Source organism: Aeromonas sp. Prich7-2, assembly GCF_017939255.1.
Classification (GTDB): domain Bacteria; phylum Pseudomonadota; class Gammaproteobacteria; order Enterobacterales; family Aeromonadaceae; genus Aeromonas; species Aeromonas caviae.
On the sequence record NZ_JAGKRI010000078.1, the window covers coordinates 1 to 25,754 of the forward strand.

23 protein-coding genes are annotated in these 25,754 nt (G+C 62.4%); 12 read left to right on the plus strand and 11 right to left on the minus strand.

Features of this window, described 5'->3' with window-relative positions; translation table 11 throughout:
• Window positions 1-210 precede the first annotated feature (210 nt).
• Window positions 211-2,433: a DEAD/DEAH box helicase family protein gene (locus J9892_RS14060; RefSeq protein WP_349237048.1), complete on the plus strand. Its 2,223-nt coding sequence runs from the start codon at window positions 211-213 to the stop codon at window positions 2,431-2,433.
• Between the two features lie 273 nt (window positions 2,434-2,706).
• Here J9892_RS14060 and J9892_RS14065 read toward each other — a convergent pair whose 3' ends face one another.
• The 7 genes from J9892_RS14065 to purH form a co-directional block, all read right to left on the minus strand.
• Window positions 2,707-3,177 carry a tetratricopeptide repeat protein gene (locus J9892_RS14065; RefSeq protein ID WP_200163801.1) on the minus strand — a complete coding sequence of 157 codons (471 nt, stop codon included), beginning with the start codon at window positions 3,175-3,177 and terminating at the stop codon, window positions 2,707-2,709.
• Window positions 3,178-3,324: 147 nt separating this feature from the next.
• Window positions 3,325-5,901, minus strand: coding sequence for an alpha amylase C-terminal domain-containing protein (locus tag J9892_RS14070; protein WP_200163799.1), 2,577 nt, complete (start codon window positions 5,899-5,901; stop codon window positions 3,325-3,327).
• Between the two features lie 266 nt (window positions 5,902-6,167).
• On the minus strand, window positions 6,168-6,722 hold the full coding sequence (locus J9892_RS14075) for a cytochrome b/b6 domain-containing protein (RefSeq protein ID WP_039040824.1): 555 nt from the start codon (window positions 6,720-6,722) through the stop codon (window positions 6,168-6,170).
• The gene (locus J9892_RS14080; RefSeq protein ID WP_010675612.1) at window positions 6,703-7,077 is read right to left on the minus strand and encodes a cytochrome b562; all 375 of its coding nucleotides are present in this window, start codon (window positions 7,075-7,077) and stop codon (window positions 6,703-6,705) included. Before J9892_RS14080 ends, J9892_RS14075 begins: the two co-directional genes overlap by 20 nt.
• A gap of 60 nt (window positions 7,078-7,137) precedes the next feature.
• Window positions 7,138-7,404: a hypothetical protein gene (locus J9892_RS14085; protein WP_200163793.1), complete on the minus strand. Its 267-nt coding sequence runs from the start codon at window positions 7,402-7,404 to the stop codon at window positions 7,138-7,140.
• Window positions 7,405-7,483: 79 nt separating this feature from the next.
• Window positions 7,484-8,773, minus strand: a complete 1,290-nt coding sequence (gene purD, locus J9892_RS14090; protein WP_180907032.1) for a phosphoribosylamine--glycine ligase — start codon at window positions 8,771-8,773, stop codon at window positions 7,484-7,486.
• A 106-nt stretch (window positions 8,774-8,879) separates the two neighbouring features.
• A complete protein-coding gene (gene purH / locus J9892_RS14095; RefSeq protein ID WP_200163791.1) occupies window positions 8,880-10,472 on the minus strand; it encodes a bifunctional phosphoribosylaminoimidazolecarboxamide formyltransferase/IMP cyclohydrolase in 1,593 nt (530 codons plus the stop codon).
• A 432-nt stretch (window positions 10,473-10,904) separates the two neighbouring features.
• Here purH and zntR point away from each other — a divergent pair, with 432 nt between their 5' ends.
• The 3 genes from zntR (at window position 10,905) to J9892_RS14110 (ending at window position 12,194) form a co-directional block, all read left to right on the plus strand.
• Complete coding sequence (gene zntR, locus J9892_RS14100; protein ID WP_010675609.1) at window positions 10,905-11,342, plus strand: Zn(2+)-responsive transcriptional regulator; 438 nt, start codon at window positions 10,905-10,907, stop codon at window positions 11,340-11,342.
• Complete coding sequence (locus J9892_RS14105; RefSeq protein ID WP_103858029.1) at window positions 11,332-11,868, plus strand: dihydrofolate reductase family protein; 537 nt, start codon at window positions 11,332-11,334, stop codon at window positions 11,866-11,868. Before zntR ends, J9892_RS14105 begins: the two co-directional genes overlap by 11 nt.
• 107 nt (window positions 11,869-11,975) lie before the next feature.
• The gene (locus J9892_RS14110) at window positions 11,976-12,194 is read left to right on the plus strand and encodes a ribosome alternative rescue factor ArfA (RefSeq protein ID WP_069651880.1); all 219 of its coding nucleotides are present in this window, start codon (window positions 11,976-11,978) and stop codon (window positions 12,192-12,194) included.
• Between the two features lie 116 nt (window positions 12,195-12,310).
• Here the strand turns inward: J9892_RS14110 and hemW are convergent, their stop codons facing one another.
• Both hemW and rdgB read right to left on the minus strand, forming a co-directional pair.
• Window positions 12,311-13,456, minus strand: coding sequence for a radical SAM family heme chaperone HemW (hemW, locus tag J9892_RS14115; RefSeq protein WP_103858028.1), 1,146 nt, complete (start codon window positions 13,454-13,456; stop codon window positions 12,311-12,313).
• A 132-nt stretch (window positions 13,457-13,588) separates the two neighbouring features.
• Complete coding sequence (rdgB, locus tag J9892_RS14120; protein ID WP_210538518.1) at window positions 13,589-14,185, minus strand: RdgB/HAM1 family non-canonical purine NTP pyrophosphatase; 597 nt, start codon at window positions 14,183-14,185, stop codon at window positions 13,589-13,591.
• Window positions 14,186-14,419: 234 nt separating this feature from the next.
• Here rdgB and J9892_RS14125 point away from each other — a divergent pair, with 234 nt between their 5' ends.
• The 3 genes from J9892_RS14125 (at window position 14,420) to J9892_RS14135 (ending at window position 17,288) form a co-directional block, all read left to right on the plus strand.
• Window positions 14,420-15,583, plus strand: a complete 1,164-nt coding sequence (locus tag J9892_RS14125) for a multidrug effflux MFS transporter (RefSeq protein ID WP_039040832.1) — start codon at window positions 14,420-14,422, stop codon at window positions 15,581-15,583.
• 103 nt (window positions 15,584-15,686) lie between these two features.
• Entirely contained in the window at window positions 15,687-16,736 is a 1,050-nt protein-coding gene (locus J9892_RS14130; RefSeq protein WP_041213888.1) for an oxidoreductase, read from the plus strand.
• A gap of 306 nt (window positions 16,737-17,042) precedes the next feature.
• The gene (locus J9892_RS14135; protein ID WP_010675602.1) at window positions 17,043-17,288 is read left to right on the plus strand and encodes a hypothetical protein; all 246 of its coding nucleotides are present in this window, start codon (window positions 17,043-17,045) and stop codon (window positions 17,286-17,288) included.
• Between the two features lie 80 nt (window positions 17,289-17,368).
• Here the strand turns inward: J9892_RS14135 and J9892_RS14140 are convergent, their stop codons facing one another.
• Together J9892_RS14140 and J9892_RS14145 are read right to left on the minus strand one after the other, a co-directional pair.
• Entirely contained in the window at window positions 17,369-17,824 is a 456-nt protein-coding gene (locus J9892_RS14140; RefSeq protein ID WP_010675601.1) for an NfeD family protein, read from the minus strand.
• Window positions 17,821-18,744, minus strand: a complete 924-nt coding sequence (locus J9892_RS14145) for an SPFH domain-containing protein (RefSeq protein ID WP_029314806.1) — start codon at window positions 18,742-18,744, stop codon at window positions 17,821-17,823. The genes J9892_RS14140 and J9892_RS14145 overlap by 4 nt, the downstream gene beginning before the upstream one ends.
• 197 nt (window positions 18,745-18,941) lie before the next feature.
• Between J9892_RS14145 and cysG the strand changes: the two genes are divergently transcribed.
• The 5 genes from cysG (at window position 18,942) to cysC (ending at window position 25,502) form a co-directional block, all read left to right on the plus strand.
• Window positions 18,942-20,366, plus strand: coding sequence for a siroheme synthase CysG (cysG, locus tag J9892_RS14150; protein WP_200163772.1), 1,425 nt, complete (start codon window positions 18,942-18,944; stop codon window positions 20,364-20,366).
• Window positions 20,367-20,474: 108 nt separating this feature from the next.
• Window positions 20,475-21,383, plus strand: coding sequence for a sulfate adenylyltransferase subunit CysD (cysD, locus tag J9892_RS14155; protein ID WP_045521955.1), 909 nt, complete (start codon window positions 20,475-20,477; stop codon window positions 21,381-21,383).
• A 24-nt stretch (window positions 21,384-21,407) separates the two neighbouring features.
• Entirely contained in the window at window positions 21,408-22,835 is a 1,428-nt protein-coding gene (gene cysN, locus J9892_RS14160) for a sulfate adenylyltransferase subunit CysN (RefSeq protein ID WP_113977598.1), read from the plus strand.
• Window positions 22,836-22,839: 4 nt separating this feature from the next.
• A complete protein-coding gene (locus tag J9892_RS14165; protein WP_042016322.1) occupies window positions 22,840-24,564 on the plus strand; it encodes an SLC13 family permease in 1,725 nt (574 codons plus the stop codon).
• A 344-nt stretch (window positions 24,565-24,908) separates the two neighbouring features.
• Window positions 24,909-25,502 (plus strand): adenylyl-sulfate kinase, encoded by a 594-nt coding sequence (gene cysC / locus J9892_RS14170; protein ID WP_113977596.1) that lies wholly within the window; start codon window positions 24,909-24,911, stop codon window positions 25,500-25,502.
• Window positions 25,503-25,754: the final 252 nt, after the last annotated feature.

Sequence of the window (25,754 nt, forward strand, 5' to 3'; positions counted from 1 at the left end):
GTGGTGGGCATTCCCGCGGAATGCATGGTGTTTTTGCTCATGGGGGGAGCGTATCTAAGGAGCAGGATCAAGCAAGCAGGAAAGTGGGATCAAGAGACGATCGTCTCATTTTTCCTGTGTCAATACTGTTCCGGTGAATACTTACATGGCAAGCGGGGGATCGCTCTCTCGGCTGACTATGTGCTGGAGTATCGCAATACCAAGCTAGCTGTGGTCGAGGCTAAAGCATGGGACAAGCCACTCACCGCCGGGGTGGGTCAGGCCAAGGATTACGCCAGCAAGCTGGCCATCCGCTTTACCTATTCGAGCAATGGTCAGGGCATCTATGCCATCGATATGGAGACCGGCAAGGAGGGGGAAACCCTGACCTTCCCGAGCCCCGATGAGCTGTGGAATGCCACCTTTGCTGTGCAAAATCGCTGGTGGGATCGCTTCACCGCCGTCCCCTTTGAAGATAAAGGCGGCTACTGGCAGGGGCGTTACTATCAGGATATCGCCATCGAGCGGGTATTGAAGGCCCTCAGCCAAGGACAAGATCGCATTCTGCTGACCCTGGCAACCGGCACCGGCAAGACCTTTATCGCCTTCCAGTTGGCCTGGAAGCTGTTTCATAGTCGCTGGAACATCAATGACTGGAAGAGCGAAGGTGAACCGGCCCGCCGCCCCCGCATTCTGTTTCTGGCCGACCGCAATATCTTGGCCAATCAGGCGTTCAACAGTTTCTCTGCCTTCCCGGAAGATGCTCTGGTGCGGATCTCCCCCGATGAGATCAGAAAGAAAGGCCGTGCCCCCAAGAATGGCAATATCTTCTTCACCATCTTCCAGACCTTTATGACTGGCACCGATACCGAGGGCAAACCGGCCCCGGTATTTGGTGACTACCCCGCCGATTTCTTCGACCTCATCATCATTGATGAGTGCCACCGGGGCGGTGCCAACGATGAGGGCAACTGGCGGGATATCCTCAACTACTTCAAACCCGCCGTACAACTGGGGCTGACCGCAACCCCAAAGCGTAAAGATAACGTCGATACCTATGCCTACTTTGGCGAGCCGGTTTATAGCTATTCCCTCAAAGAGGGGATCAACGATGGTTACCTGACCCCGTTTCGGGTGCGCCAACATGCCACCACACTGGATGAGTACATCTACACCTCGGATGACAAGGTGATTCAGGGGGAAGTAGAACGAGGTCGGGTTTACACCGAACAGGATATGAACCGCATCATCGAGATCAGCGCCCGCGAGAAAAAGCGGGTCGAGATCTTCATGAAGGAGATAGACCAGCGCCAGAAAGCTATCGTGTTCTGTGCCACCCAGGATCATGCGCTGGCGGTGCGAGATCTCATCAACCAGATGAAAAAGAGCAAGCACCCCGACTATTGCCACCGGGTCACCGCCGACGACGGTGCGCTGGGCGAGCAGTGGTTGCGCGATTTTCAGGATAACGAGAAATCGATCCCGACTATCCTGACCACCTCGCAAAAACTCTCAACCGGTGTCGATGCCCGCAATGTGCGCAATATCGTGCTGATGCGTCCGGTTAACTCGATGATCGAATTCAAACAGATCATCGGCCGAGGCACCCGGCTGTGTGATGGTAAGGATTACTTCACCCTGCATGACTTTGTAAAAGCCCATCACCACTTTAGCGACCCCGAGTGGGATGGTGAACCTCTGCCAGCCGAGGTTTGTGAACGCTGCGGCACCTCTCCTTGCTCCTGCGAGAAAGTACCGCCCAAGCCATGCAAGGTCTGTGGCGAGCGCCCTTGTGTCTGTCTGAAAGAGCCTGAGCCCGAGTATCAGTGCGAGGTGTGCGGCAATAAGCCCTGTACCTGCAAGAAGAAAGACAAAATCAAAATTGAACTGGCTGACGGCAAGGCCCGCAAGATCCAACACATGAGTGCCACCAGCTTCTGGCACCCGGATGGTACGCCGATGTCAGCCGCCGAATTTATGGACGAGCTATTTGGCAAACTGCCGGAGTTTTTCAAGGATGAAGATGAGCTTCGCGCACTCTGGAGTGAACCGGGCACCCGTAAGAAGCTGCTTGATGGTCTTGCAGAGAAAGGGTTTGGCATTGACCAACTGACCGAGATGCAGAAGGTAATCGAGGCCGAGCAGAGCGACCTGTTTGATGTACTGGCCTATGTGGCCTATGCCGATGATCCCATGACCCGGGAAGCACGAGCAGCACAAGCCGAAGCCATGCTGGGCCAAGAGTTTGACAGCAAGCAGCAAGCCTTCTTGAGTTTCGTGCTGGGTCACTATGTCAAAGAGGGGGTGACCGAACTGGATGACACCAAGCTGGGGCCACTGCTCAAACTCAAATACAACAACGCACTGGCCGATGCCTTTGCCGAGTTGGGCACCCCTGATGCTGTACGCAGCGCCTTTGTCGGATTCCAGAAGTATCTCTATCAGGGACAGTGAGGAGGATGAACGGTGTTGGTGCATAAATGGCCATAAACAGCCGGGGGATTTGAACCCTCGTCCAGGCGAAGGATACGAGTTGGTTGAATGTTCTGGATGCCACCCTTAAGCGGAGGTGGTTTCGCAACATGTACCACCATAAGTACCACCACCACCTCAAACAAAAAACACAAACAGAATAAAATCAAATGGTTGGTGAGTTAAGTCAGAGCCCCCAGGGCCACCATTTTCAGACAAAGCCGCTCTTTTGAGCGGCTTTGTCGTTTCTGGCGCTCACCAGTGCCTGTCCAGATCCTCGGCATAGAGTGCCATGGCGCGCCGGTAGGGGAACAGGGCGGGATCCGTGGTGGTGGTCGCGAGGATACCCAGCAGCGTCTCCATCCCCTCCTTGCTGCGCCCCAGGTTGTAGCAGGTCATGGCACGAAACACCTTGAACTCCACGGCATCGGGGAAGCGGGACAGGGCCTCGTCAAAGGTGGCCAGCGCCTCGGCATGGCGGCCCGTGGTGCGATAGGAGCTGCCAAGTCCAAGCAGGGCTCCGCGCAGCGACGACTCGCCAAGCCCCAGCGACACGGCCTTCTGATAGAGGGGAATGGCCTGGGCCTCTCGCCCCAGCATGTCGTGCAGTCCGGCCACTTCGTAATGCAGCTCGGCGTGGGTTGGGTGCTCGATGAGTTGAAGCAGACCGTGCTGACGGGCTTCCTCGAGCCGTCCCTCGGCCTTGAGGGTGTTCAACTGTTTCATATGCGCTCCTGCATAGGGATGAAGGATCAGTATGCCTGCCGACAGGCTGGTGGGGAACGGGTCATGGGGCCATGAAAAAGGCCTCCCGCCGATGGCGGGAGGCCTGGTTCGGCGCCGGGGCGCAATGGCCCTGGCGTGTGTCCAGCCTTACTGGGCGCTCAGGCTGTAGGCCAGGGTCTGGTCGTTGAAGCGCACCACATAGGCACCGACCACTGCCGTGGTGATGTCTGCCCCGGCCAGCTCGGCCACGCCATCCTTGTTGGTGTCGCCGTAGTTCTGGTTCCAGTCCCCCTTGACGTCGAACTTGAAGCGCTGGCTGCCGTTGCCATCACCGCTGCCGGTGAAGGTGACGCTGGCCTGCCAGAGGTGATCCCCGACCAGGGACATGGGGGTGGTGCCCCAGTTGTTGGTGGTGCCGCGAATGTTGAGGCTGGCGACATTCTTGGCATAGGTGACGCTCACCGGAGTCAGGCTGTATTGCAGGGTCTGATCGTTGAAGCGTACCCGATACTGGCCGATGACCGGGGTGAGGATGTCACTGCCGGTCAGTTCGGCCACGCCGTCCTTGTTGGTGTCGCCGTAGTTCTGGGTCCAGTCCCCCTTGACGTCGAACTTGAAGCGCTGGTTGCTCTGACCGTCGAAGGTGACCAGGGCTTCCCACTGATTGTCGGCGATCAGCGTCATGGCAAGGGAGCCCCAGGCATTGGGGGTGCCGCGGAAGTTCAGGGTGGGCAGTACGCTGGCGTAGGTGCCGTTGTCGTCGGTGACGGTCACGGTGGCGCTGGCACTGGCGGTCAACCCTTCCGCATCGGTCACGGTGACCGTCACGGTATGGGTACCCGGGGTATCGAACCGGACTGTCTCGGTGGCGGCGGTGCCCCCGCTGGACCAGCTGTAGCTCACCACGCCGCCGTCATCGCTGGAAGCGGAAGCGTCGAACACCACGCTCTCACCCGCCTTGATGCTGAGGGTTTTGGGAGAGAGGGTGGCGACCGGTGCCTGGTTGCTGGTGAGGGGGGTGACCGTGTAGCGCAGATCGCTCTCGCTCAGGGTGATGCGGTAGGTGCCCGCCCCGCTGACCAGGATATCCTTGCTGCTGCCCTTGTCGGCGATGCCATCCCCTTCGTTGTCGCCGTAGTTCTCGGCCCAGTTGCCGAAGACGTCGAACTTGAAGCGCTGGGCACCGTTGGCGTCACCGTTGCCGGTCAGGGTGAGGGTGGCGGACCAGACACGGTTGGCATCGACGGTCATGGGGGTGTTGCCCCAGGCGTTGTGGGTGCCGCGCAGGTTCATGCTGCTGAACTTGTTGCCCGGCAGGACGGAACCGCCGCAGGGGCTGGCCTTGGTGCAACCGGCGATGATGGCGGCCGCCTTCATGCCGGGGACGTTCAGGCTGGCCTTGCCGCTGCCATCGACGGTGACATAACCGCCGCTGCAGTAGTCATTGCCCCCCAGGAGGTTGCAGTACTCGCCGGCCGGCAGGCCGGTCTGCACCGAGGCCACCAGGCTGCCGCTCTCGTTATTGATGGCGACGAAGCCCTTGTCACCGCGGCTGAAGGCGATCTGGTTGTTGCCGTTGTCCCACCAGTTGCTGACGGGCTGGCCTTCGGTCCGGTTGTGGAACAGGGCCATGTTCATGATGGTGGGTCGGCGCTGTTCGCAGTTCCACTGGCTGTCCGTGCAGGGCGTGCTGCCCGGCGCCCCCTTGTCGGTTTCATAGGTGCCCATGTTTTCAAAGCGATAGCCCGACATCACCTGCTTCCAGCCATAGGGCCAGGCCATCATGAAGGTGTTGGCCAGATCGTAGCGGGCACCGCTCATGAAGGTGAGCATGCCGCCACCGCCGTGGCCGCGTTCGCGGTCGTGGTTGACCACGAAGACGAAGGCCTTGTTGGAGGGGAGCAGGCCCCAGCTCTCGCCCAGGGTCTTGAGGTTCTTGATCTGGCCGTTGAAGTTGGCGGCGAGATCGGTGCCGTATTTGAAGTCGGTGACGGTGTCGATGTAGGTGTAGCGGCCCGGCTGGATGTCGGGGGACTCCCCGCCTGCGCCGATCACCTCCAGGTAGGCCCTGGGGCTGCCTGCCTTGTCGAGGATGGCCTTCACATCGGCCGGCGCCATGTGCTTGGCCGCATCGATGCGAAAGCCCGCCACGCCCCAGCCGAGCAGGGTCTTCATGTAGGTGGCGATCTGATCCTGGACGTAGGATGAGCCGGTATTGAGGTCCGGCATGCCGTAGAGGGCGCCGTTCCAGACGTTGTTGCTGTCACCGTAGTTGGTGATGTCGCCGCTGTGATGGAAGTCGTTGTAGCCGAACTGGGGATATTGGTATTGCCCCGAGTTGTAGCTGCCGCCGCCGGTGGCGGTGCCCGAACCCGATGCCAGCTGGTTGAAGACGGCGTCGGCATAGACCTTGACCCCGGCCGCGTTGCAGCGGGCGATCATGCTCCTGAGCTCTGCCTCGCTACCGCCGAAGCTGTTGAAATTCTTGAAGCTGACCGGTTGATAGACGGTCCACCAGACCTGGCTGCCCTGCTTGTGCTCGGCGGGCGGGGTGATCTGGACGCCACCGAACCCCTTGGGCCCGAGCACGGTCTCGCACTCGTTGGCGATGTCGTTGAACTTCCATTGGAACAGGTGAACCATGACTCCTTCGGCGCTGGCAGTGTGGCTGAAAGAGCCGAGTGCCGCCGCCAGCAGGGCGGTTCGAAACAGTGTGTTGTGCATGACGATTTTCCCTTCGATCTTGTTATTGACGTATCACTGTCGTGTAGTCGAACGGACAACAAACAACCTCGTTCAGCTCCGTAGCATTCATGAAATCGATGTGGTTGAAAATCGAACAAGCTGAATTAATTAAGAAATGTGAATGAAAATGCTTTCATGCCATTCGGTGGCAGCAGGAGGGGGCAGAGGGGGGCAGATCGGTGCGAGATCCAGTCAAGCAGGTAGCGAAGGGGATGAACAGGGGCCCCGCAGGGCCCCGTGAACGTTCAGACGTTGGGTTCCTGCTGCCCGGCACTGGCCCGGGCACGACGCCCTGGCAGCATGCGGGTGACCAGGTTGCTGCGCTGGCGCCAGGAGGTGTAGGCGATGGCGCACAGGTGCAGGGCGATCATGCCCTGCAGTGCCCAGGTGCACCACTCGTGCCAGTCGTCCGCCCCCAGATCGAAGCCGGTCTCGGTGTTCTGGAACCAGCCGGTCCCTGCGGTGGCGAGTACCAGCAGCCAGAGTGCCCAGACCGCCAGCTTGCCGCTGCCGTGATGGCCCGGGGTGGGCGGGGTTCGTTCGCGCAGGGCGTCGGCCTGATGGCGAAAATCCTCCCGGCTCGGGATGAGGGCACGCAGGCGGGCGTGGCCGCGAGCGAAGGTGAGCCCCCACAGCAGGCGTATGCCGATGAGTACCATGACGGCGTATCCCATCCGCTCGTGCCACTCCTCGCCCGCCTCGTTGAGCCAGAGGTTGCCGATACAGATGGCCGCCACACCCCAGTGGGTGAGGCGCACCAGAGGATCCCAGTGGAAGGGATCAGCCTTTCTGCTTGGCATAGTTGTGGTACTCCTTCTTCAGGTCGTTGACCTTGGCCAGGTGCTCGCGCGCCTTGGCTTCGTCACCGGCCTGGAGGGCTGCCAGGCTGGCATCCAGCTCGGTCTGCACTTCGGTCATGCCTTCCAGGAACTTCTCCTTCTTGGCGGCGGGCATGTTCTTGCCCTTGGCGACGTCCAGCTGGGCCTTCATCTCCTTGATGTATTTCTCCATGGTGGCCGCGTCGTCGGCCTTGACGGCCTGCTTGTAGTTGAAGCCGATCTTCTTCATCGGCTGCTCCAGATCGCCGGCCATGGCAGGCAGGGCCATCAGGCCGAACATCAGGGGCAGCAGCAGGGGACGCACAGTTTTCAGCATGGGATTTCCTTATGAGACGACGAGATTGCAGGTTGTTATAGCACTCATTTGAGTGCGGTTTCACGCATCATGATGCCATGAAAGGGCGATCATTGTATGAAGAAAGTGCGACCAATTGTGACGAATTGTGCAGGGGATTGCTGTGGGGATGTAGCCGAAAGAGAACGCCCACCGGATCTCGCCTCCGGCAGGGGATACAAGGGCGCGCATCTGGCCCGGGAAGGGGTCCGCAGGCAGTGAATCATGCTGCCATTTTTTATCACACATCGGTTTTTTAACGTCAGGTGAGTTTTTCAGGTGTTTTTGTTTTTGAAAGCCACCATCCATGGATGATTTCACTGCCCGCACAGACGCCGTGCAACAAAAAAAGGGCCCGCAGGCCCTTTGAGTGATCGGGATCCGGCCCTTATTCGGCCTGCTCGCGCTCGATGGCACGCCAGCCGATGTCCTTGCGATAGAAGATGCCGTCCCACTGGATGCGGCCAGCCAGGGCATAGGCCCGCTGCTGGGCTTCCTGCACCGTGTGGCCGAGGGCGGTGGCGCACAGCACGCGGCCACCCTGGGTCAGGCTGGTGTGCCCTTCCAGGCGGGTGCCTGCATGGAACACCTTCTCCCCTGCCACTTCGTCCACCGGCAGGCCGCTGATGGGGTGGTTGCTGCCGTAGTCGCCGGGATAGCCACCCGCCGCCAGCACCACGCCGATGGCGGCGCGGGGGTCATAGACGGCTTCCTTCTGATCCAGTTTGCCGGCGCAGGCGGCGAGGCAGAGATCCACCAGATCGGACTGCATCCGCAGCATGATGGGCTGGGTTTCGGGGTCGCCGAAGCGGCAGTTGAACTCGATCACCTTGGGGTTGCCCTCGGCATCGATCATCAGGCCGGCGTAGAGGAAGCCGGTGTAGACGTTGCCCTCGGCCGCCATGCCGCGCACGGTCGGCATGATCACCCGCTCCATCACGCGCTGGTGCACTTCGTCGGTCACCACGGGCGCCGGGGAGTAAGCCCCCATGCCGCCGGTGTTGGGGCCGGTGTCGCCGTCGAAGGCGCGCTTGTGATCCTGGCTGGTGGCCATGGGCAGCACGTGCTCGCCGTCCACCATCACGATGAAGCTCGCCTCTTCCCCGTCCAGGAACTCTTCGATCACCACCCGGGCGCCGGCATCGCCGAAGGCATTGCCGGAGAGCATGTCACGCACCGCCGCTTCCGCCTCGTCGAGGGTCATGGCGACGATCACCCCTTTGCCGGCGGCCAGACCGTCGGCCTTGATGACGATGGGGGCGCCCTTCTCGCGCAAATAGGCCAGCGCTGGCTCCACCTCGGTGAAGTTCTGGTAATCGGCGGTGGGGATGGCGTGGCGGGCCAGGAAGTCCTTGGTGAAGGCCTTGGAGCCTTCCAGCTGGGCAGCGGCGGCGGTCGGGCCGAAGATGGTCTGATCGGCGGCGCGGAAGGCATCGACTACCCCTTTCACCAGGGGGGCTTCCGGCCCGACGATGGTGAGGCCGATCTGGTTCGCCTTGGCGAAGGCCAGCAGGCCCTCGATGTCGGTGGCCTGGATGGCGATGTTCTCGATGCCCGGCTCAAGCTGGGTGCCCGCATTGCCCGGTGCCACGAAGACCTGGGTCACCAGGGGGGAGTGTTTGGCCTTCCAGGCCAGGGCGTGTTCACGGCCGCCGTTGCCAATGATCAGTACTTTCATCGTCTCGCTCGCTTCTGTCTGAGTTCACTGGTGCTGCGGTGGCAACCTGCCAGTGGAAAGGATCCGGTGCTAAAGAGGCAGGGCCGCCATCGGCGGCCCTGGGCTGTCAGTGACGGAAATGACGCATGTTGGTGAACACCATGCACATGCCGTGTTCGTTGGCGGCGTCGATCACCTCCTGGTCGCGCATCGAGCCACCTGGCTGGATGACGCAGGAGATGCCCGCGGCAGCGGCGGCATCGATGCCGTCGCGGAACGGGAAGAAGGCGTCGGAGGCCATGACGGAGCCCGCCACGGTCAGCCCTTCATCCTCGGCCTTGATGCCGGCGATCTTGGCGGAGTAGACGCGGCTCATCTGGCCGGCGCCCACGCCGATGGTCTGGCCGTTCTTGGCGTAGACGATGGCGTTGGATTTGACGAACTTGGCGACCTTCCAGCAGAACAGCAGATCCTGCAGCTCGGCCTCGGTGGGTTGACGCTGGCTGACCACGGTCAGATCCCCGAGCGTCACCATGCCCAGATCGCGCTCCTGCACCAGCAGGCCGCCGTTGACGCGCTTGAAGTCAAAGCCTTGCGCCGGGGCAGTCCAATGGCCGCATTCCAGCAGGCGCACGTTCTGCTTGGCGGCGACCGCCTCGCGGGCTGCCTGGCTGATGCTGGGGGCGATGATCACTTCCACGAACTGGCGGGCGACGATGGCCGCAGCGGTCTCGCCGTCCAGTTCGCGGTTGAAGGCGATGATGCCGCCAAAGGCCGAGGTGGGGTCGGTCTGGTAGGCGCGATCGTAGGCTGCCAGCAGGTCGTCACCGATGGCGACGCCGCAGGGGTTGGCATGCTTGACGATGACGCAGGCCGGTTCGCTGAACTCCTTCACGCACTCCAGCGCCGCATCGGTGTCGGCGATGTTGTTGTAGGAGAGGGCCTTGCCCTGCAGCTGGATGGCGCTTGCCACCGAGCCCGGCGCGGCCTGCTCTTCGGCGTAGAAGGCGGCAGCCTGGTGGCTGTTCTCGCCGTAGCGCATGTCCTGCTTCTTGATGAACTGGCTGTTGAAGGTGCGGGGGAAGCGGGACTCTTCGTCGCCTTCCTTGTTTTCGCCGTAGGAGGGCACCAGGGTGCCGAAGTAGTTGGCGATCATGCCGTCGTAGGCGGCGGTGTGCTCGAAGGCGGCGATGGCCAGATCGAAGCGGGTGGAGAGGGTCAGGCTGTTGCCGTTGCCATCCATCTCGGCGATGACGCGGTCATAGTCGGAGGCCTTGACGACGATGGTGACGTCCTTGTGGTTCTTGGCAGCGGAGCGGACCATGGTCGGGCCGCCGATGTCGATGTTCTCGACGGCGTCTTCCAGGGTGCAACCGGCTTTGGCCACGGTGGCGGCGAAGGGATAGAGGTTGACGACGACCATGTCGATGGGGGAGATAGCGTGCTCGGCCATGATGGCGTCATCCCGGTCGCGACGGCCGAGAATGCCGCCGTGTACCTTGGGATGCAGGGTCTTGACCCGGCCGTCCATCATCTCGGGGAATCCGGTGTAGTCGGACACCTCGGTCACCGGCAGGCCCGCATCGGCCAGCAGCTTGGCGGTACCACCGGTGGAGAGCAGGGCCACACCACGCGCATCGAGTGCCTTGGCAAATTCCAGGATGCCAGTCTTGTCAGACACACTCAGCAGTGCACGGCGAATGGGTCGAGCTTGTTCCATCACACTATCGTCCTCAGCATAACGGGGACCGTTCCATGGGAGGCGAGGCTCAACACACAGAGAGTCCCCAAATAAATGGAAGTGGGGGATTTCGCAAACCACTCTCGCCCGGGGCGGCCGTTGGCAAAAGCGTTTTAGGAAATGCCCGCTTGACGCGACGCTCTCTTGTGGGCGCGTATTCTACACAAAAAATGTGACCTGTGGTGGATTTTTTAAAGAGACAAACCCTTGTGGGATGCGGCGTTAAACGTTTTCTGGTGAATTTTTGTGAAACGTTTGTCTTTTCAGTGTTTTGGGGATAAATGGCCGGCAAGTGAGGGGTTAGCTGCTGCTTTCCTGCCTTTGACTGGCAATCGCCGGGCAAAGAGGTGATAGTGGAGGCCGGTTTATATTGAGTACCATGTCGGGAATGTCATGCGGGGGGAGAGGACCATGTATCGGATCGGTGAACTGGCCAAGGCGTGCGGGGTGAAGGCCGACACCCTGCGCTTTTATGAGAAGAACGGCCTCATCTCGCCGGGCATTCGCAACGAATCCGGCTATCGCCTCTACGGGGAGCAGGACAAGCGGCGGCTGGAGTTCATCATCCGCGCCAAGTCGGTGGGCTTCTCCCTCGCGGACATCGGCGAGCTGCTTGCCCTCGACACCAACAAGGCCAAGGTCACCTGCCAGGAGGTGAAGGCGGTGGCTGACACCAAGCTCGAACAGGTGGAGCAGAAGCTCCTGGAGCTGACCCGTTTTCGCGAGAACCTGAAGGCCCTCTCCGACATCTGCTGCGGCGGCCCGCGCTCGGCGGAGCACTGCGCCATCCTCGAGACCCTGGAGTCCGGCGCCCCTTCCCGCCACGAGCATCACGACCATGAGCACTGAGCTGCGTCGGCCCCGGGTCTCCGCCTTTCTCGCCCTCTCCCTCGACGGTTTCATCGCCGGGGAGGGGGGCGATCTGGCATGGCTGGCCCCCTATGGTGGCGACGGGCCGCAGGAGACCGGCTACAGCGCCCTGATGGCGAGCGCGGACACCCTGCTGATGGGGCGCAACACCTACGATATCGTGAGCGCCTTTCCCGAGTGGCCCTACGGGGACAAGCCGCTGGTGGTACTGACCCACAGGCCCGCCGACCCCCGTCCTCGGGTCTCCTTCCGGCAGGGGGCGCTGGCGCAGGTGCTGGACGAGTTGTGGCAGGGGGGAAGCCGTCACCTCTATCTGGATGGCGGGGAGCTGGTGAGGCAGGGTCTGCAGGGGGCCCTGGTGGACGAGCTGACCCTGTTCTGGGTGCCGGTCACCCTGGGGGGCGGGATCCCGCTCTTTACCGGGCCTCTCCCCGCAGGGTTGAGACCGGTGTCGAGCGCCGTGCTGCCAAGCGGCCTGGTGCGGGTTATCTATCACCCCGCCTGACAGCTTGCACGGGGGAGGCAAGAGGCGCACAATCGGCGCGTTTTTCGCCATCTGCCCTTCCAGGCAGGGACGATAGGCAAACACGACACCCCCATCAAGGAGCCCATATGGCCAAGAAGAAGGTGACCTGTGTCACCGCCGAACCCGCCTGCGAACATCAGCGCGGCACCATTCAGGACAACCACCTCAAGGCACTGGTGACCTCCCCCCTGTTCCAGGCCCGGGTCGAGCCGAGCAAGAAGGGCAAGGGCAGCTATCAGCGCAAGGCCAAGCACGGCAAGCGGTGGGAGCCCGGCCAACAGCAGATGGCAAGCGTCTGCTGCTGAGCGGGTTTCTGCCGCAAGGCATCAGTTAACACAATCAGGGCGCCAATAGCGCCCTGATTGTTGTTCTATTCGCTGGTGCTGACTTGCGGTCTTGACGCAAGAGAGTGAACCCGTGCTCACTCGTCCATAAAGAGTTCGAGCAGCACGTTGAGGTAGCGATGCCCGAGGGACGTGAGCTGCCAGCTATCGCCAAGATCCTCGATAAGCTCCTTGGTCCGGGCGATGGCGAGCATGGTCTCCACCCGCTCCAGCGGTAGCCCCGTGAAGGCCTCGAACTCCGCCTTGGGGGCGGGTTCAAACAATCTGAATCGGTTCATGAAGTACTCGAGCGGCAGATCGTCCGCGCTCACCTGCCATTGGCTGTCCAGATAGGGGCGGCTCGGATCCAGATAACCTTTCGGATGCTTCACCTTGGCGGTACGCAGGATCTGCTGGCTCGCGAGATCCGTCACCTTGCCGTGGGCGCCGCAGCCGATCCCCAGATAGTCGCCAAAGCGCCAGTAGTTGAGGTTGTGGCGGCACTGATACCCCTCTTTGGCATAGGCCGAGATCTCGTACTGCTGATAGCCCCGGGCGGTCAGCATGGCGTGGCCCTGCTCGTAGATGTCCCACAGGGTGTCATCTTCCGGCAATGTGGGGGGCTTGGAGGCGAATGCCGTGTTCGGCTCTATGGTGAGCTGATACCAGGAGAGGTGCGGCGGCGCGCAGTCGATAGCCTGCTGCAGGTCGTAGAGCGCATCGTCCAGGCTCTGATCCGGCAGGCCGTGCATCAGATCCAGGTTGAAGGTGGGAAGCGCGATGGCGTGGGCCAGCTCGGCGGCCTTGCGCGCCTCCTCGGGGCCGTGGATGCGGCCGAGCCGGGTCAATTTCTCCTGCTGGAAGCTCTGCACCCCGATGGAGATGCGGTTGATGCCGGCCCGCTGGAAGCCAGCGAACTTGTCCGCCTCCACCGTGCCCGGGTTGGCCTCCATGGTGATCTCGCAGTCCGCGGTGAGTTCGATGCGCGCACGCACTCCGTCCAGCAGCGCCTGCATGGCGTCGACGGAGAGCAGGCTCGGCGTGCCGCCACCGATAAAGATGGAGGAGAGGGGGCGCCCCTGGGCCCAGTGCAGATCCTGCTCCAGATCCTCCAGCAGGGCCGCCACGTACTCGAGGTGGGGCAGCTCCCCCTTCTGGGCGTGGGAGTTGAAGTCGCAGTAGGGGCACTTCTGGACGCACCAGGGCACGTGGATATAGAGGGAGAGGGGCGGCAGTTGCAGCATGGGATTTCCAGTATTCAACAATCAAAAGGGGTCGGGTGGCCCTGGTTGCCGGTGACAACGGGCGGGGCGCCGCGAACGAAACGGGGGCCGACGGCCCCCATTGTAGATGACAACGCGGCGGGAGACAGCGCTTTAGTTGACCGCAGCCAGGGCCGCTTTGAGCTTGGCCAGGGCCTGACCACGGTGGCTGAGCTGGTTCTTGAGCTCCGCCGGCATCTGGGCCGAGGTGCAGTCGTGGTCGGGGACGAAGAACACCGGGTCGTAGCCGAAGCCGTGCTGGCCGCGGGGTTCGTCGATGATCATCCCCTCCCAGCTCGCCTGGCAGATAATGGGGGTGGGATCGTCGGCGTGGCGCATGTAGACCAGCACGCACCAGAAACGGGCGCTTTTCAGGTAATCCGGCGCGCCCTTGAGCTCGGCCAGCAGCTTGTCGATGTTCTCCTTGTCGCTGGCACCGGCACTGGCAAAACGGGCGGAGTAGACGCCGGGGCGGCCGTGCAGCAGATCCACTTCCAGACCGGAGTCGTCGGCCACGGCGGGCAGGCCGGTGACGCGGGCGGCGTGGCGGGCCTTGATGATGGCATTCTCGACGAAGGTGGTGCCGGTCTCGTCGGCATCGGAGACTGCAAACTCGCTCTGCGGGATCACCTGGATCTTCATATCGGCCAGCATGGCGGCCAATTCCTTCACCTTTTTCTGGTTCCCTGTTGCCAGGACAAGCTTGTTCATCACACACCTCCGCAAAAATAATCTGCGCATTCTATGCGGGGGAGGGGTTTAGTAAAAGCGCCAATTGCCCGGGATCCGGTGCCAACGGGGGATCCTGGTTCCACCCCCTGAGAGGTAGAAGAGATACATGTTTCCAACAGGGAATAACCGAAGTGATTAAATACCATTTCAATTCATTACTCTGAGTCAGTAGACTCGCGGCCCAATCGATATTCGTAGGGCTTGAGGTGACTGATGCCATTGATTCTTTTGCTTGTACTCCTGGTGTTGTTCAGCCCGCTGGCCATCGACATCTATCTGCCTGCCATCCCCCAGATGGCCGAGCAGCTGGGGGCCGAAGTGACCCTGATGCAGGGCACCATCACCTGGTTCCTGTTCAGCATGGGGCTGGGGCAACTGCTGGTGGGGCCGCTCGCCGATCGCTACGGGCGCAAACCCATTGCCCTGGGGGGCGTGCTGCTCTACGGCCTGAGCGCCCTGGCAGCCGGCTTTGCCGCCAGCCTGGGCGAGCTGATGCTGGCGCGGGTGCTGCAAGGCTTCGGGGCCTGCGCCACCTCGGTGGCCGCCTTCTCGGTGGTCCGTGACAGCTATGGCCCCAAGAAGAGCGGTCAGATGATCTCCTATCTGAACGGTGCCATCTGCTTCATCCCCGCACTGGCGCCCCTGCTGGGTGGCTGGCTCACCGCCAAGGCGGGCTGGTCGGCGAACTTCTGGTTCATGGCGGGTTACGCTGTCGTGGTCGGCAGCTGGCTGCTGTGGCGGATGCCGGAAACCCGCCCTGAGGAGACCAGCAGTGCTGGCCCGCTCATCAGCTGGTCCCGCTACAGCCCGGTGCTGCGCTCCCCGAGCTTCCTGTTCAACGCGGCGCTGTGCATGCTGGCGATGGCGGTGATCCTCGCCTACGTGACAGCGGCGCCGGTACAACTGATGGTGACCCTGGGGCTGGACATGAGTGGCTTCAGCCACTGGTTCACCGCCAATGCTGCCCTCAACATCCTGGCCTGCTTCCTGGCCCCGCGCTTCATCGCCCGGGTAGGGCCAAGACGGACCCTGCGCATCGGCCTGCTGGTGCTGCTGCTCTCCGCCATCACCCTGACCCTGGCCATGCACATCCCGCACCCGCTGGCTATGATGGGCCCGGTGTTCCTCTCCAGCATCGGTTTTGCGATGATCCTGGGCGCCGCCGCCGGTATGGCGCTGGCCCCCTTCGGCCACTGCGCCGGGACTGCTGCCGCCCTGCTCGGCCTGTTCCAGATGAGCGGCTCCGGCGCCCTGGTGGGGATCACCGGTTGGCTGATGCCGGATCCCCTGAGCCAGCTGGCCCTGCACATGTGGCTGCTGCTGCCCCCGCTGGTGATGCTGATGACCCGCCAGGGTCGCCGCTTGTGTTTGCAATAAATCCTGTGCTCTGATGAGCACACTCGGGGGGCCTTGAGCCCCCTTCTCTTTTTCAGGTGACCTCGCCTGCCTCGCATGATCACAGACCCGTGGAGAAAACCGGATGAGCCACACAATCAACGCCGCCCTGGTGGGATACGGCTTCGCAGGACAGACCTTTCACGCCCCCTTCCTGGCCACGACCCCAGGCCTGACCCTGCGCTGGGTGGTGAGCCGGGATGCCGCCAAGGTACAGGCGGCGTTGCCCGGCACCCGGGTCGGCACCCTGGAGCAGGTGCTGGCCGATGACAGCCTCGATCTGGTGGTGATCGCCACCCCCAACGACACCCACGCCCCCATCGCTCGCGAGGCCCTGCTGGCGGGCAAGCACGTGGTGATCGACAAGCCGTTCGCCCTGGATCTGGCCGAAGCGAAGGCGCTGGTCGAGTTGGCGGAGAAGCAGCAACGGCTGCTCAGCATCTTCCACAACCGGCGCTGGGACGGGGACTTCCTCACGGTGCGCCGTCTGCTGGCGGAGGGAGCGTTGGGGCAAGTTGCCCAGTTCGAATCCCACTTCGACCGTTATCGCCCCGAGGTGCGCCAGCGCTGGCGCGAGGCGGGCGGCCCGGGCTCCGGTCTCTGGTTCGATCTCGGCCCCCATATCCTGGATCAGTCGCTCCAGCTGTTCGGCCAGCCGGACTGGTTGCAGGCGGATCTGGGTAAGCAGCGCCCCGGGGCCCTGGCGGACGACTACTTCCATGTGGTGCTGGGTTATGGCGAGATGCGGGTCATTCTGCACGGCAGTTGTCTGGTGTCGGCCGTGATGCCCCGCTTCGTGGTGCACGGCAGTCAGGGCTCCTTCATCAAGTTCGGCATGGACGTGCAGGAGGAGCAGCTCAAGGAGGGCAAGCGGCCTCCGGCGGCGGACTGGGGCGTGGATCCCGCCCCCGGCCAGCTCAGCCAGATCCGGGACGGTCAGCTCGTGCAGCAGACCGTGGCTGGCGAGGCGGGGGACTACGGCGCCTACTATCGCGGCGTCTGCGCCGCCATCCGGGGAGAAGGGGAGAACCCGGTGCCGGCCGACGAGGCTCTGGCGGTGATGGCCTTGCTGGACCTGGCCCGGGAGAGCGACCAGCAGGGGCGGCGCCTGCCTTGTCAGAAGCTGTCTGACTGACGGCGTAATCCGGCAGCGCCGAGAGCCTGACAGAAAGACAATAGCTGACTGGCAATCGTCAGGTAATTGGCGATTTGTTGTGCGAATCTGGTGATGGATGGGTGTTTTATATTAATATCTGTCGTTGCAGCAGTGTTTCTTATCATGCCAACGAGAAAATATCATTGTGATACGCGTTTTCATCGGCCGCATATGGGGATATATTTCGCGCGCCTTCGGGCTCCAGCGGCCGGTGTGCCGACAGGAGCCGGGGCGTACAGTGATGGTCCCTGCACCATCTCTCCATCTTTTTTTGAGGGTATGCACATGAACAAAGTACTGGTAGCCGGTATCCTGGGTCTGATGTTGACCGCCTGTGGTCAGAAAGAAGAAGCTGCCGCTCCGGCTGCGACCCCGGCCGCAGACGTTGCTGCCACTGTCGAGAAAGCCGCTAGCGAAGCGTCTGCTACCGTCGAGAAGGCTGCTTCCGAAGCTTCCGCTACTGTCGAGAAGGCTGCCGCTGACGTGGCCACCAAGGCTGAAGCTGCCGTGAGCGATGCCAAGGCCAACTAAGCCAGCACCTCATTGAAAAACGGGCCCGGCGCACTCGCGCCGGGCCCGTTTTTTTATGGCCATGGAAGGGCGTTGCCCGGTCAGCCGAGGGGTTCCACCAGCAGGATGTGGGAGTCGGCCCCCACCACCTTGACCCGGCTGCCGGCCGGCAGCGGCGCGTTGCAGCGCACCGTCCAGACGGTGTCGTCCAGATGCACCCGGCTCATCCCCTGGCTGACCTCGTCCAGCAGGGTCAGCTCGCGGCCCATGTAGCTTTGCATCCGCTCGTTGATGGGAGCGGCGGCATCCAGCCCGGAGCGATCCCGGCGATGCTGCCAGCGCCACCAGGCCCAGGTGGTGAGCAGGGATTGCAGGGCGAAGAGCAGCAACTGCGCCTGCCAGCCGAAGGGCCAGACCAGCAGCAAGAGTCCCACCTCCAGGGCGGCGATGCCGGTCCAGAGCAGGAAGCCCACCGACCCCATCACCTCGATGGCCAGCAGCACGAAGCCGAGCCCCAGCCAGTGCCAGTGGGTCAGCCCCTCGAACAGGGCTGTCATGATTTGCCCGCCTTGCCGTCTTTGTTGAACAGCTCGGCCATGCCCGCCACCGAGCCTATCAGGCTGCCCGCTTCCAGGGGCATCATGATGATCTTGCTGTTGGGGCCTTCACCGATGCGGGCCAGGGCCTCGGTGTATTTCTGGGCCACGAAGTAGTTGATGGCCTGCATGTCGCCCTCGGCGATCGCCTGGGAGACCATGTGGGTCGCCTTGGCTTCCGCCTCGGCGGCCCGCTCCCGCGCTTCAGCGGCGAGGAAGGCGGCCTGACGTTCACCCTCGGCTTTCAGGATCTGGGACTGCTTCTCCCCCTCGGCCTTCAAGATCTTGGACTGGCGCACCCCTTCGGCCTCCAGCACCTCGGCCCGCTTCTGGCGCTCGGCCTTCATCTGGGCGTTCATGGCTTCCACCAGGGCGAGGGGCGGGCGCACATCCTTGATCTCGATCCGGGTCACCTTGATGCCCCAGGGGGCGGTGGCGGCATCCATGGTGCGCAGCAGCTTCTCGTTGATGGTGTCGCGCTGGGAGAGCATTTCGTCCAGCTCCATGGCGCCGAGCACGGTCCGCATGTTGGTCATGGTGAGATTGCGGATGGCACTGGTGAGATCATTGACCTCGTAGCCCGCCTTGCGGGCATCCACCACCTGCACGAAGCTGATGGCGTCGATGGTGACGTTGGCGTTGTCCCGGGAGATCACCTCCTGGGCCGGGATGTCCAGCACCTGCTCCATCATGATGATCTTGTGACCGATGCGGTCGATGTAGGGGATCAGCAGGTTGAGGCCCGGGGAGAGGGTGCGGGTGTAGCGGCCGAAGCGCTCCACGGTCCAGTTGTAACCCTGGGGCACTATCTTGATGCCGGCACTCAGGGTGGCGAGTACCAGGAATATGAAGATCCCCAATACAATCAATGACTCATTCATGATTAAGCTCCTTATGAAACACTTTCACTAGCCTAGGGTCTGGTGCCATCCACCACAAGCAGATTCGCTTCTCTATTGCCGCCACACGGCTTTACTAATTACCAAAACGCATTAAAGAGCATTTTTTATTATTTTGAGGGATAAGCGCTCCTGCCTATAGTCGCCCCAGATGTCGCGATGCCGAGGAGCGGGCCCTGATGGATTATTTACCTATGTTTGCCAGGTTGGAAGGCCGCCCGGTACTGCTGGTGGGCGGGGGCGAGGTTGCCCTGCGCAAGGCGCGCCTGCTGCTGGCGGCAGGTGCCCGGATCACCCTGGTCTCTCCCGCGATCGAGCCCGAGTTCCATGAATTTGCCGGTCGCTTCACCCATGTGGCGGCGCGTTTCGACCCGGCTCACCTGGCAGGGCAGATCCTGGTGGTGGCCGCGACCGACGATCTCGAGGTCAACGCCCTGGTCTACCAGAGCGCCACCGAGCGCGGTCTGTTCGTCAACCTGGTGGATGACCCCGAGCGCTCCAGCTTTATCTTCCCCTCCATCATCGATCGCAGCCCCATCGTGGTGGCCGTCTCCAGCGGCGGCAAGGCCCCCGTGCTGGTGCGTCTGTTGCGCGAGCGGCTCGAGAGCTTGCTGCCCCGCCACCTCGGCGGTCTGGCGGAGCTCTCCGGCCGGGTGCGCAGCCGGGCCAAGCAGGTGCTGGCCTCCCTCTCCGATCGCCGCCGCTTCTGGGAGCGCGCCTTTGCCTCCAACACCCTGGCCGGTCTGATTGAGAAAGCCGATTGGCAAGGGGCCGAGCAGTGGCTCAATGAGGGGCTGGACAAGGCCCAGACCGAGGTGGGGGAAGTGGTCTTGGTGGGGGCGGGCCCAGGGGATCCTGGCCTGCTGACCCTCAAGGCGCTGCAACAGATCCAGCAGGCCGAAGTGGTGCTCTATGACCAGCTGGTCTCCCCCGAGATCCTGGACCTGGTACGCCGCGACGCCACCCTGGTGTCGGTCGGCAAGAAGGCGGGGGCCCACAGCGTGCCCCAGGAAGAGACCAATCGCCTCTTGGTGGAATACGCCAAAGCGGGCAACCGGGTGGTGCGCCTCAAGGGGGGCGATCCCTTCATGTTCGGCCGTGGCGGCGAGGAGCTGGAAGTGCTGGCCGAGGAGGGCATTCCCTTCTCCGTGGTGCCCGGCATCACCGCCGCCGCCGGTGCCACCGCCTATGCGGGCATTCCGCTCACCCACCGCGACCATGCCCAGAGCGCCGTCTTCATCACCGGCCACTGCCAGAAGGAGGGCAAGGAGCCCGACTGGCAGCAGCTTGCGGCCACCAACCAGACCCTGGTCATCTACATGGGGCTGATGCGCTCCGAGCATATCCAGCAGCAACTGGTAAGCCATGGCCGACGCGCCGCCACCCCTATCGCCATCATCGAGCGGGGCACCACGGCCCGTCAGCGGGTGCTAACCGGCACCCTGGCGGAGCTGGCCGAACTGGCCCAGCAGGCGGTGAGCCCGTCGCTTATCGTCATCGGTGAAGTGGTGGCCCTGCGCCAGCAACTCGCCTGGTTTGGCGAACAGGGGCAAGGGCAGGAAGCAAAAAGCGGCCACGAACTCAAGCTGGTGAGCCTGGCCTGAGCGCCGGCGGCGACAGCCATCGATTTGACGGTGCGGCCATGGCGGCACCGACCTGAACCAACACCGCGCCCTGACCTGGCGCGTTAGCAATGAACCGAGGACCCAGACATGGACCGTGAAAGACTGACCCACTTGCAGCAGCTGGAAGCCGAGAGCATCCATATCATCCGCGAGGTGGCCGCCGAATTTGAAAACCCGGTGATGATGTACTCCATCGGCAAGGACTCCTCCGTCATGCTGCACCTGGCCCGCAAGGCCTTCTATCCGGGCAAGATCCCCTTCCCCATGCTCCACGTGGACACCAACTGGAAGTTCAAGGAGATGATCAAGTTCCGGGACGAGACCGCCAAAAAGTTCGGGCTGGATCTCATCGTCCACAAGAACCCGGACGGTCTGGCCATGGACATCAACCCCTTCGTGCACGGCAGCAGCAAGCACACCGACATCATGAAGACCGAGGGGCTCAAGCAGGCGCTCAACAAATACGGCTTCGATGCCGCCTTCGGTGGTGCCCGTCGCGACGAGGAGAAATCCCGCGCCAAGGAGCGCGTCTACTCCTTCCGTGACAAGTCCCACCGCTGGGATCCGAAGAACCAGCGCCCGGAGCTGTGGCGCGTTTACAACAGCCAGGTCAACAAGGGGGAGAGCATCCGTGTCTTCCCGCTCTCCAACTGGACCGAGCTGGACATCTGGCAATACATCTATCTCGAGAACATCGACATAGTCCCGCTCTACTTCGCGGCCATGCGCCCCGTGGTGGATCGCGGCGGCATCAAGATCATGGTGGATGACGATCGCATGCCCATCGGCCCGGAAGACGAAGTGAAGCAGGAGCTGGTGCGCTTCCGTACCCTCGGCTGCTACCCGCTGACCGGGGCCATCGAATCCAATGCCACCACCCTGCCGGAGATCATCGAAGAGATGCTGATCACCACCTCGAGCGAGCGGCAAGGGCGGCTCATCGACCACGATCAGGCCGGCTCCATGGAGCAGAAGAAGCGTCAGGGCTATTTCTAAAAAAATGTTCTAAGGAATCGCAACATGAACAACCACATTCAGACCGCCATCAGCGAACAGGGCATTGAAGCCTACCTGCACGCCCAGCAGCACAAGAGCCTGCTGCGTTTTCTCACCTGCGGCAGCGTGGACGACGGCAAGAGCACCCTCATCGGCCGCCTGCTGCACGACTCCCAGCAAATCTATGAAGATCAGCTCAAAGCGCTGGAGTCCGACAGCCAGAAGCTCGGCACCACCGGCGAGAAGCTGGACCTGGCCCTGCTGGTGGACGGCCTGCAGGCGGAGCGCGAGCAGGGCATCACCATCGACGTGGCCTACCGCTATTTCTCCACCGCCAAGCGCAAATTCATCATCTCGGACACCCCGGGCCATGAACAGTACACCCGCAACATGGCCACCGGCGCCTCCACCTGCGATCTGGCCATCATCCTGATCGACGCCCGCAAAGGGGTGCTGGATCAGACCCGCCGCCACAGCTTTATCGCGAGCCTGCTCGGCATCAAGCAGTTCGTGGTGGCAGTGAACAAGATGGACCTGGTGGAGTTCAGCCAGGAGGTGTTCGATCGTATCAGCTTGGAGTACCGCGAATTCGCCAAGAAGCTCAGCGTCGACACCATCCACATCGTGCCGGTCTCGGCCCTGGACGGTGACAACGTGGTGAACCCGAGCGACAAGCTGGCCTGGTATCAGGGCGAGACCCTGCTCTCCTTGCTGGAGTCTGCCGAAGTGGAGCGCGAGCTGGAGCGTCACCCGGTGCGCCTGCCGGTGCAGTACGTGAACCGCCCCAACCTCGATTTTCGCGGCTTCGCTGGCACGCTCGCCTCCGGCATCCTGCGGGTGGGCGACAAGCTTGCCGTGCTGCCGTCCGGCAAAGAGAGCACGGTGACCCGCATCGTCACCTTCGACGGGGATCTGGAGTACGCCCTGCCGGGTCAGGCCATCACGGTCACCTTCGCGGATGAAATCGACATCAGCCGGGGCGACCTGCTGGTGGACGCGGCGAACAAGCCCCAGGTGACCCAGAACGTGCTGGCTCACATCGTCTGGATGGGGGAAGAGTCCCTGCAACCGGGCCGGGTCTATGACGTCAAGCTTGCCACCAAGAAGAGCCGCGGCCAGGTGGAGGCCATCCGCCACCGCATCGAGATCAACAAGCTCGACGAGCTGCCCGCCTCCGAGCTCAAGCTCAACGAGATCGGCCTGTGCGAATTCAGCCTGACCGACCCGGTGGCGTTCGACCCCTACAAGGAGATCCGCGACACCGGCAGCTTCATCCTCATCGACCGGCTGACCAACGTCACCGTCGGTGCCGGCATGATAGTGGAAGGGCTGGCGGCCAAGGTGATGGCAGGGCAATACAGCGAGTTCGAAGTGGAGCTCAACGCCCTGGTGCGCAAGCACTTCCCCCACTGGCAGGCGCTGACCATCAGCAACGATTCCGGCAAGGAGTAAGCCCATGACCTGGCAACAATCCCTGGTGCTGGGTCTGCTGGCTGCCCTCGTCGCCCTGCTGATCCAGGGCAAACTCCGGCCGGCGCTGCTCTTCTCGGGCGCCGTGCTCATCACCTACCTGAGTGGCCTGGCGGACATCAACGCCGTGGTGGCGGGCTACACCAACAGCGCCCTGCTGACCCTGGTGTTGTTGCTGCTGGTCTCCTTGGCGGTGGAGAAGACCCGGGTCATGAGCTGGTTCGCCAACCTGGTGGGCACCGGCTCCTTCAACAAGGTGCTGGTGAAGGTGTGGTTTTCCACCGCCTTCTTGTCGGCGTTCGTCAACAACACCGCCGTGGTGGCGTCCATGCTGGGGGCGGTCAAGCGCAACCCCAACCATGCGCCCTCCCGGCTGCTGTTGCCCATGTGCTTCGCGGCGACTTTTGGCGGCGTACTGACCCTGATCGGCACCTCCACCAACCTCATCGTCAACAGCTTCCTCATCAAGATGGGGGCCAAGCCGCTCGGCATGTTCGACTTCTTTATGGTGGGTGCTGGCACATTATTGACAGGGCTGGTGGCCGTGCTGCTGTTTGCCCGCCATCTGCCGGAGCAGGACACCGAGATGAGCCGGGAATCCGGCTATTTTCTCGAGGCCAAGGTGGGCCCCGGCTCGCCGATGGCCGGGCGCAGCGTCAAGGAGAACGGCCTGCGCAGCCTGAAAAGCCTCTATCTTGCCGAGATCATCCGGGGCAACCAGGTGATCTGCCCGGTGCAGCCGGAACACGAGCTGCACGAGGGGGACATGCTGCTGTTCTGCGGCGACGTGGAGAGCGTCGGCGTGCTGCAGGAGCTCAAGGGGCTGGATCTCTACGGCCAGCACCGCCTCAACGGCCAGCACCTGGTGGAGGTGATCGTCAGCCACAGCTCGCGCCTGGTGGGGCAGACCATCAAGGATGCGGAGTTTCGCACCCACTTCGATGCGGTGGTGCTGGCGGTGCGCCGGGGCGAGACCCAGCTCACCGGCGGCCTCGGCCAGATTGAACTGCACGCAGGGGACACCTTGCTGCTGGCCCCCGGCCCCAAGTTTGCGGGCAACAAGTCCCTCTCCCGGGAGTTCGTGGTGGTGAGCGGGCTGGAGGCCTCCACCCGGCTCGATGCCACGCGCAGCGCCGCCGTGGTGGCGGGGTTCCTCGGGGTGCTGACCCTGTCGGTGCTCGATCTGGTGCCGCTCTTCAAGGGGCTGCTGGTGATGCTGGTGGTGCTGCTCTTCTCCCGCATCCTGACCCTGGACGAGATCCGTCGCCGCTTTCCCCTCGACATCTGGCTGGTGGTGGGCGGGGCCCTGGCCATCGCCGATCAGCTGGAGAAGAGCGGCCTGGCCAAGCTCATCGCCGACTGGCTGATGGGGGAGTTCAACGGGGCCAGTCCCTTTATCGCCTTCGTGGGTATCTATCTGTTTACCCTGGTGCTGACGGAGCTGATGAGCAACAACGCGGCGGCGGCCCTGGCCTTCCCCATGGGATTCCAGCTGGCGCTCAGCATGGACGTCTCCACCATGCCGTTCATTCTGGCGGTGCTGTTCGGGGCGAGCTCCAGCTTTATCCTGCCCTACGGCTATCAGACCAACCTGATGGTCTATGCGGCGGGCAACTACAAGATGCCGGATTATCTTAAATTAGCCCTGCCGGTCTCCCTGGCCTACAGCATCGGGGTGATCGTCATGGTGCCCCTGCTGTTTCCGTTTTAAGGTCTGATACCGGGGGATGTGTTAAGGGCTGCTTATGTTAACGCGGCTTTTATCAAGGCTGCTTATGATACAGGGGAGTGCCAGGGCACTGGCATCCAGGCGTGAGCGCCAATCAGGGGGGGGGCATGCGCAATATCAGGGCATCAGCACCTTGCCGCCTCATCGCGAGGCGTCTCCCCGCGGTAGCGGACAGTTTTCAGTATTGCGGCGTGAGCGCCAATCAAGGAGTGTTGGATGAGCAATGCCATGGCATCAGCACGTTGTCGACTGATAGTCCGAGGCGGCTCCCTGTGGTGCCGGACAGTTTAAGTTTTGAGGCGTGAGCGCCAATCAAGGAGTGTTGGATGAGCAATATCGTGTGGCATCAGCATGCCGTCGACAAACAGAGCCGGGCCGAGCAGAAGGGGCAAAAGCCCCTGGTGATCTGGTTTACCGGGCTCTCCGGGGCGGGCAAGTCCACCCTGGCGGGGGCGCTGGAGCAGGCGCTGGCCGCCTCGGGCAAGCACACCTACCTGCTGGATGGGGACAATGTGCGCCACGGCCTCTGTGGCGATCTCGGCTTCGATGACGCCGCCCGCCAGGAGAATATCCGCCGGGTCGGCGAAGTGGCAAAACTCATGGTGGATGCGGGACTTATCGTGCTCACCGCCTTTATCTCGCCGTTCCGTGCCGAGCGACAACTGGTGCGCAATCTCGTGGGTGAAGGGGAGTTCGTCGAGGTGTTTGTGGATGCGCCGCTCGCCGTCTGCGAAGAGCGTGACCCCAAGGGGCTCTACAAGAAGGCGCGGGCAGGTGAGATTCGTAACTTCACCGGTATCGACTCTGCCTATGAGGCCCCCGAGCAACCGGAGATCCATCTGCTCAACGCCGGCAAGCCGGTAGAAGCGCTGGTGGAGGAGTTGCTGACTGCACTAAGGCAGCGGGGGTTGATCGACTGAGGTCGATTGCTCATACCGATCATAAATAAACAAGGGGGCGTTTGCCCCCTTGTCGCTGCTATTTCTTCATCGAGTTCTTTGGATATATAGCACCTCGACCCTTGTGCTAAGGAAGGTGCGAATAAGCGGGGAAATTCTTCTCGGCTGACTCAGTCATTTCATTTTTTCAGTTTGAGCCGATCTTTTCTCCCGTAAATGCCTTGAATCAGCCTATTTAGACCGTTTCTTCGCCATTTAAGGCGTTATTCCCAG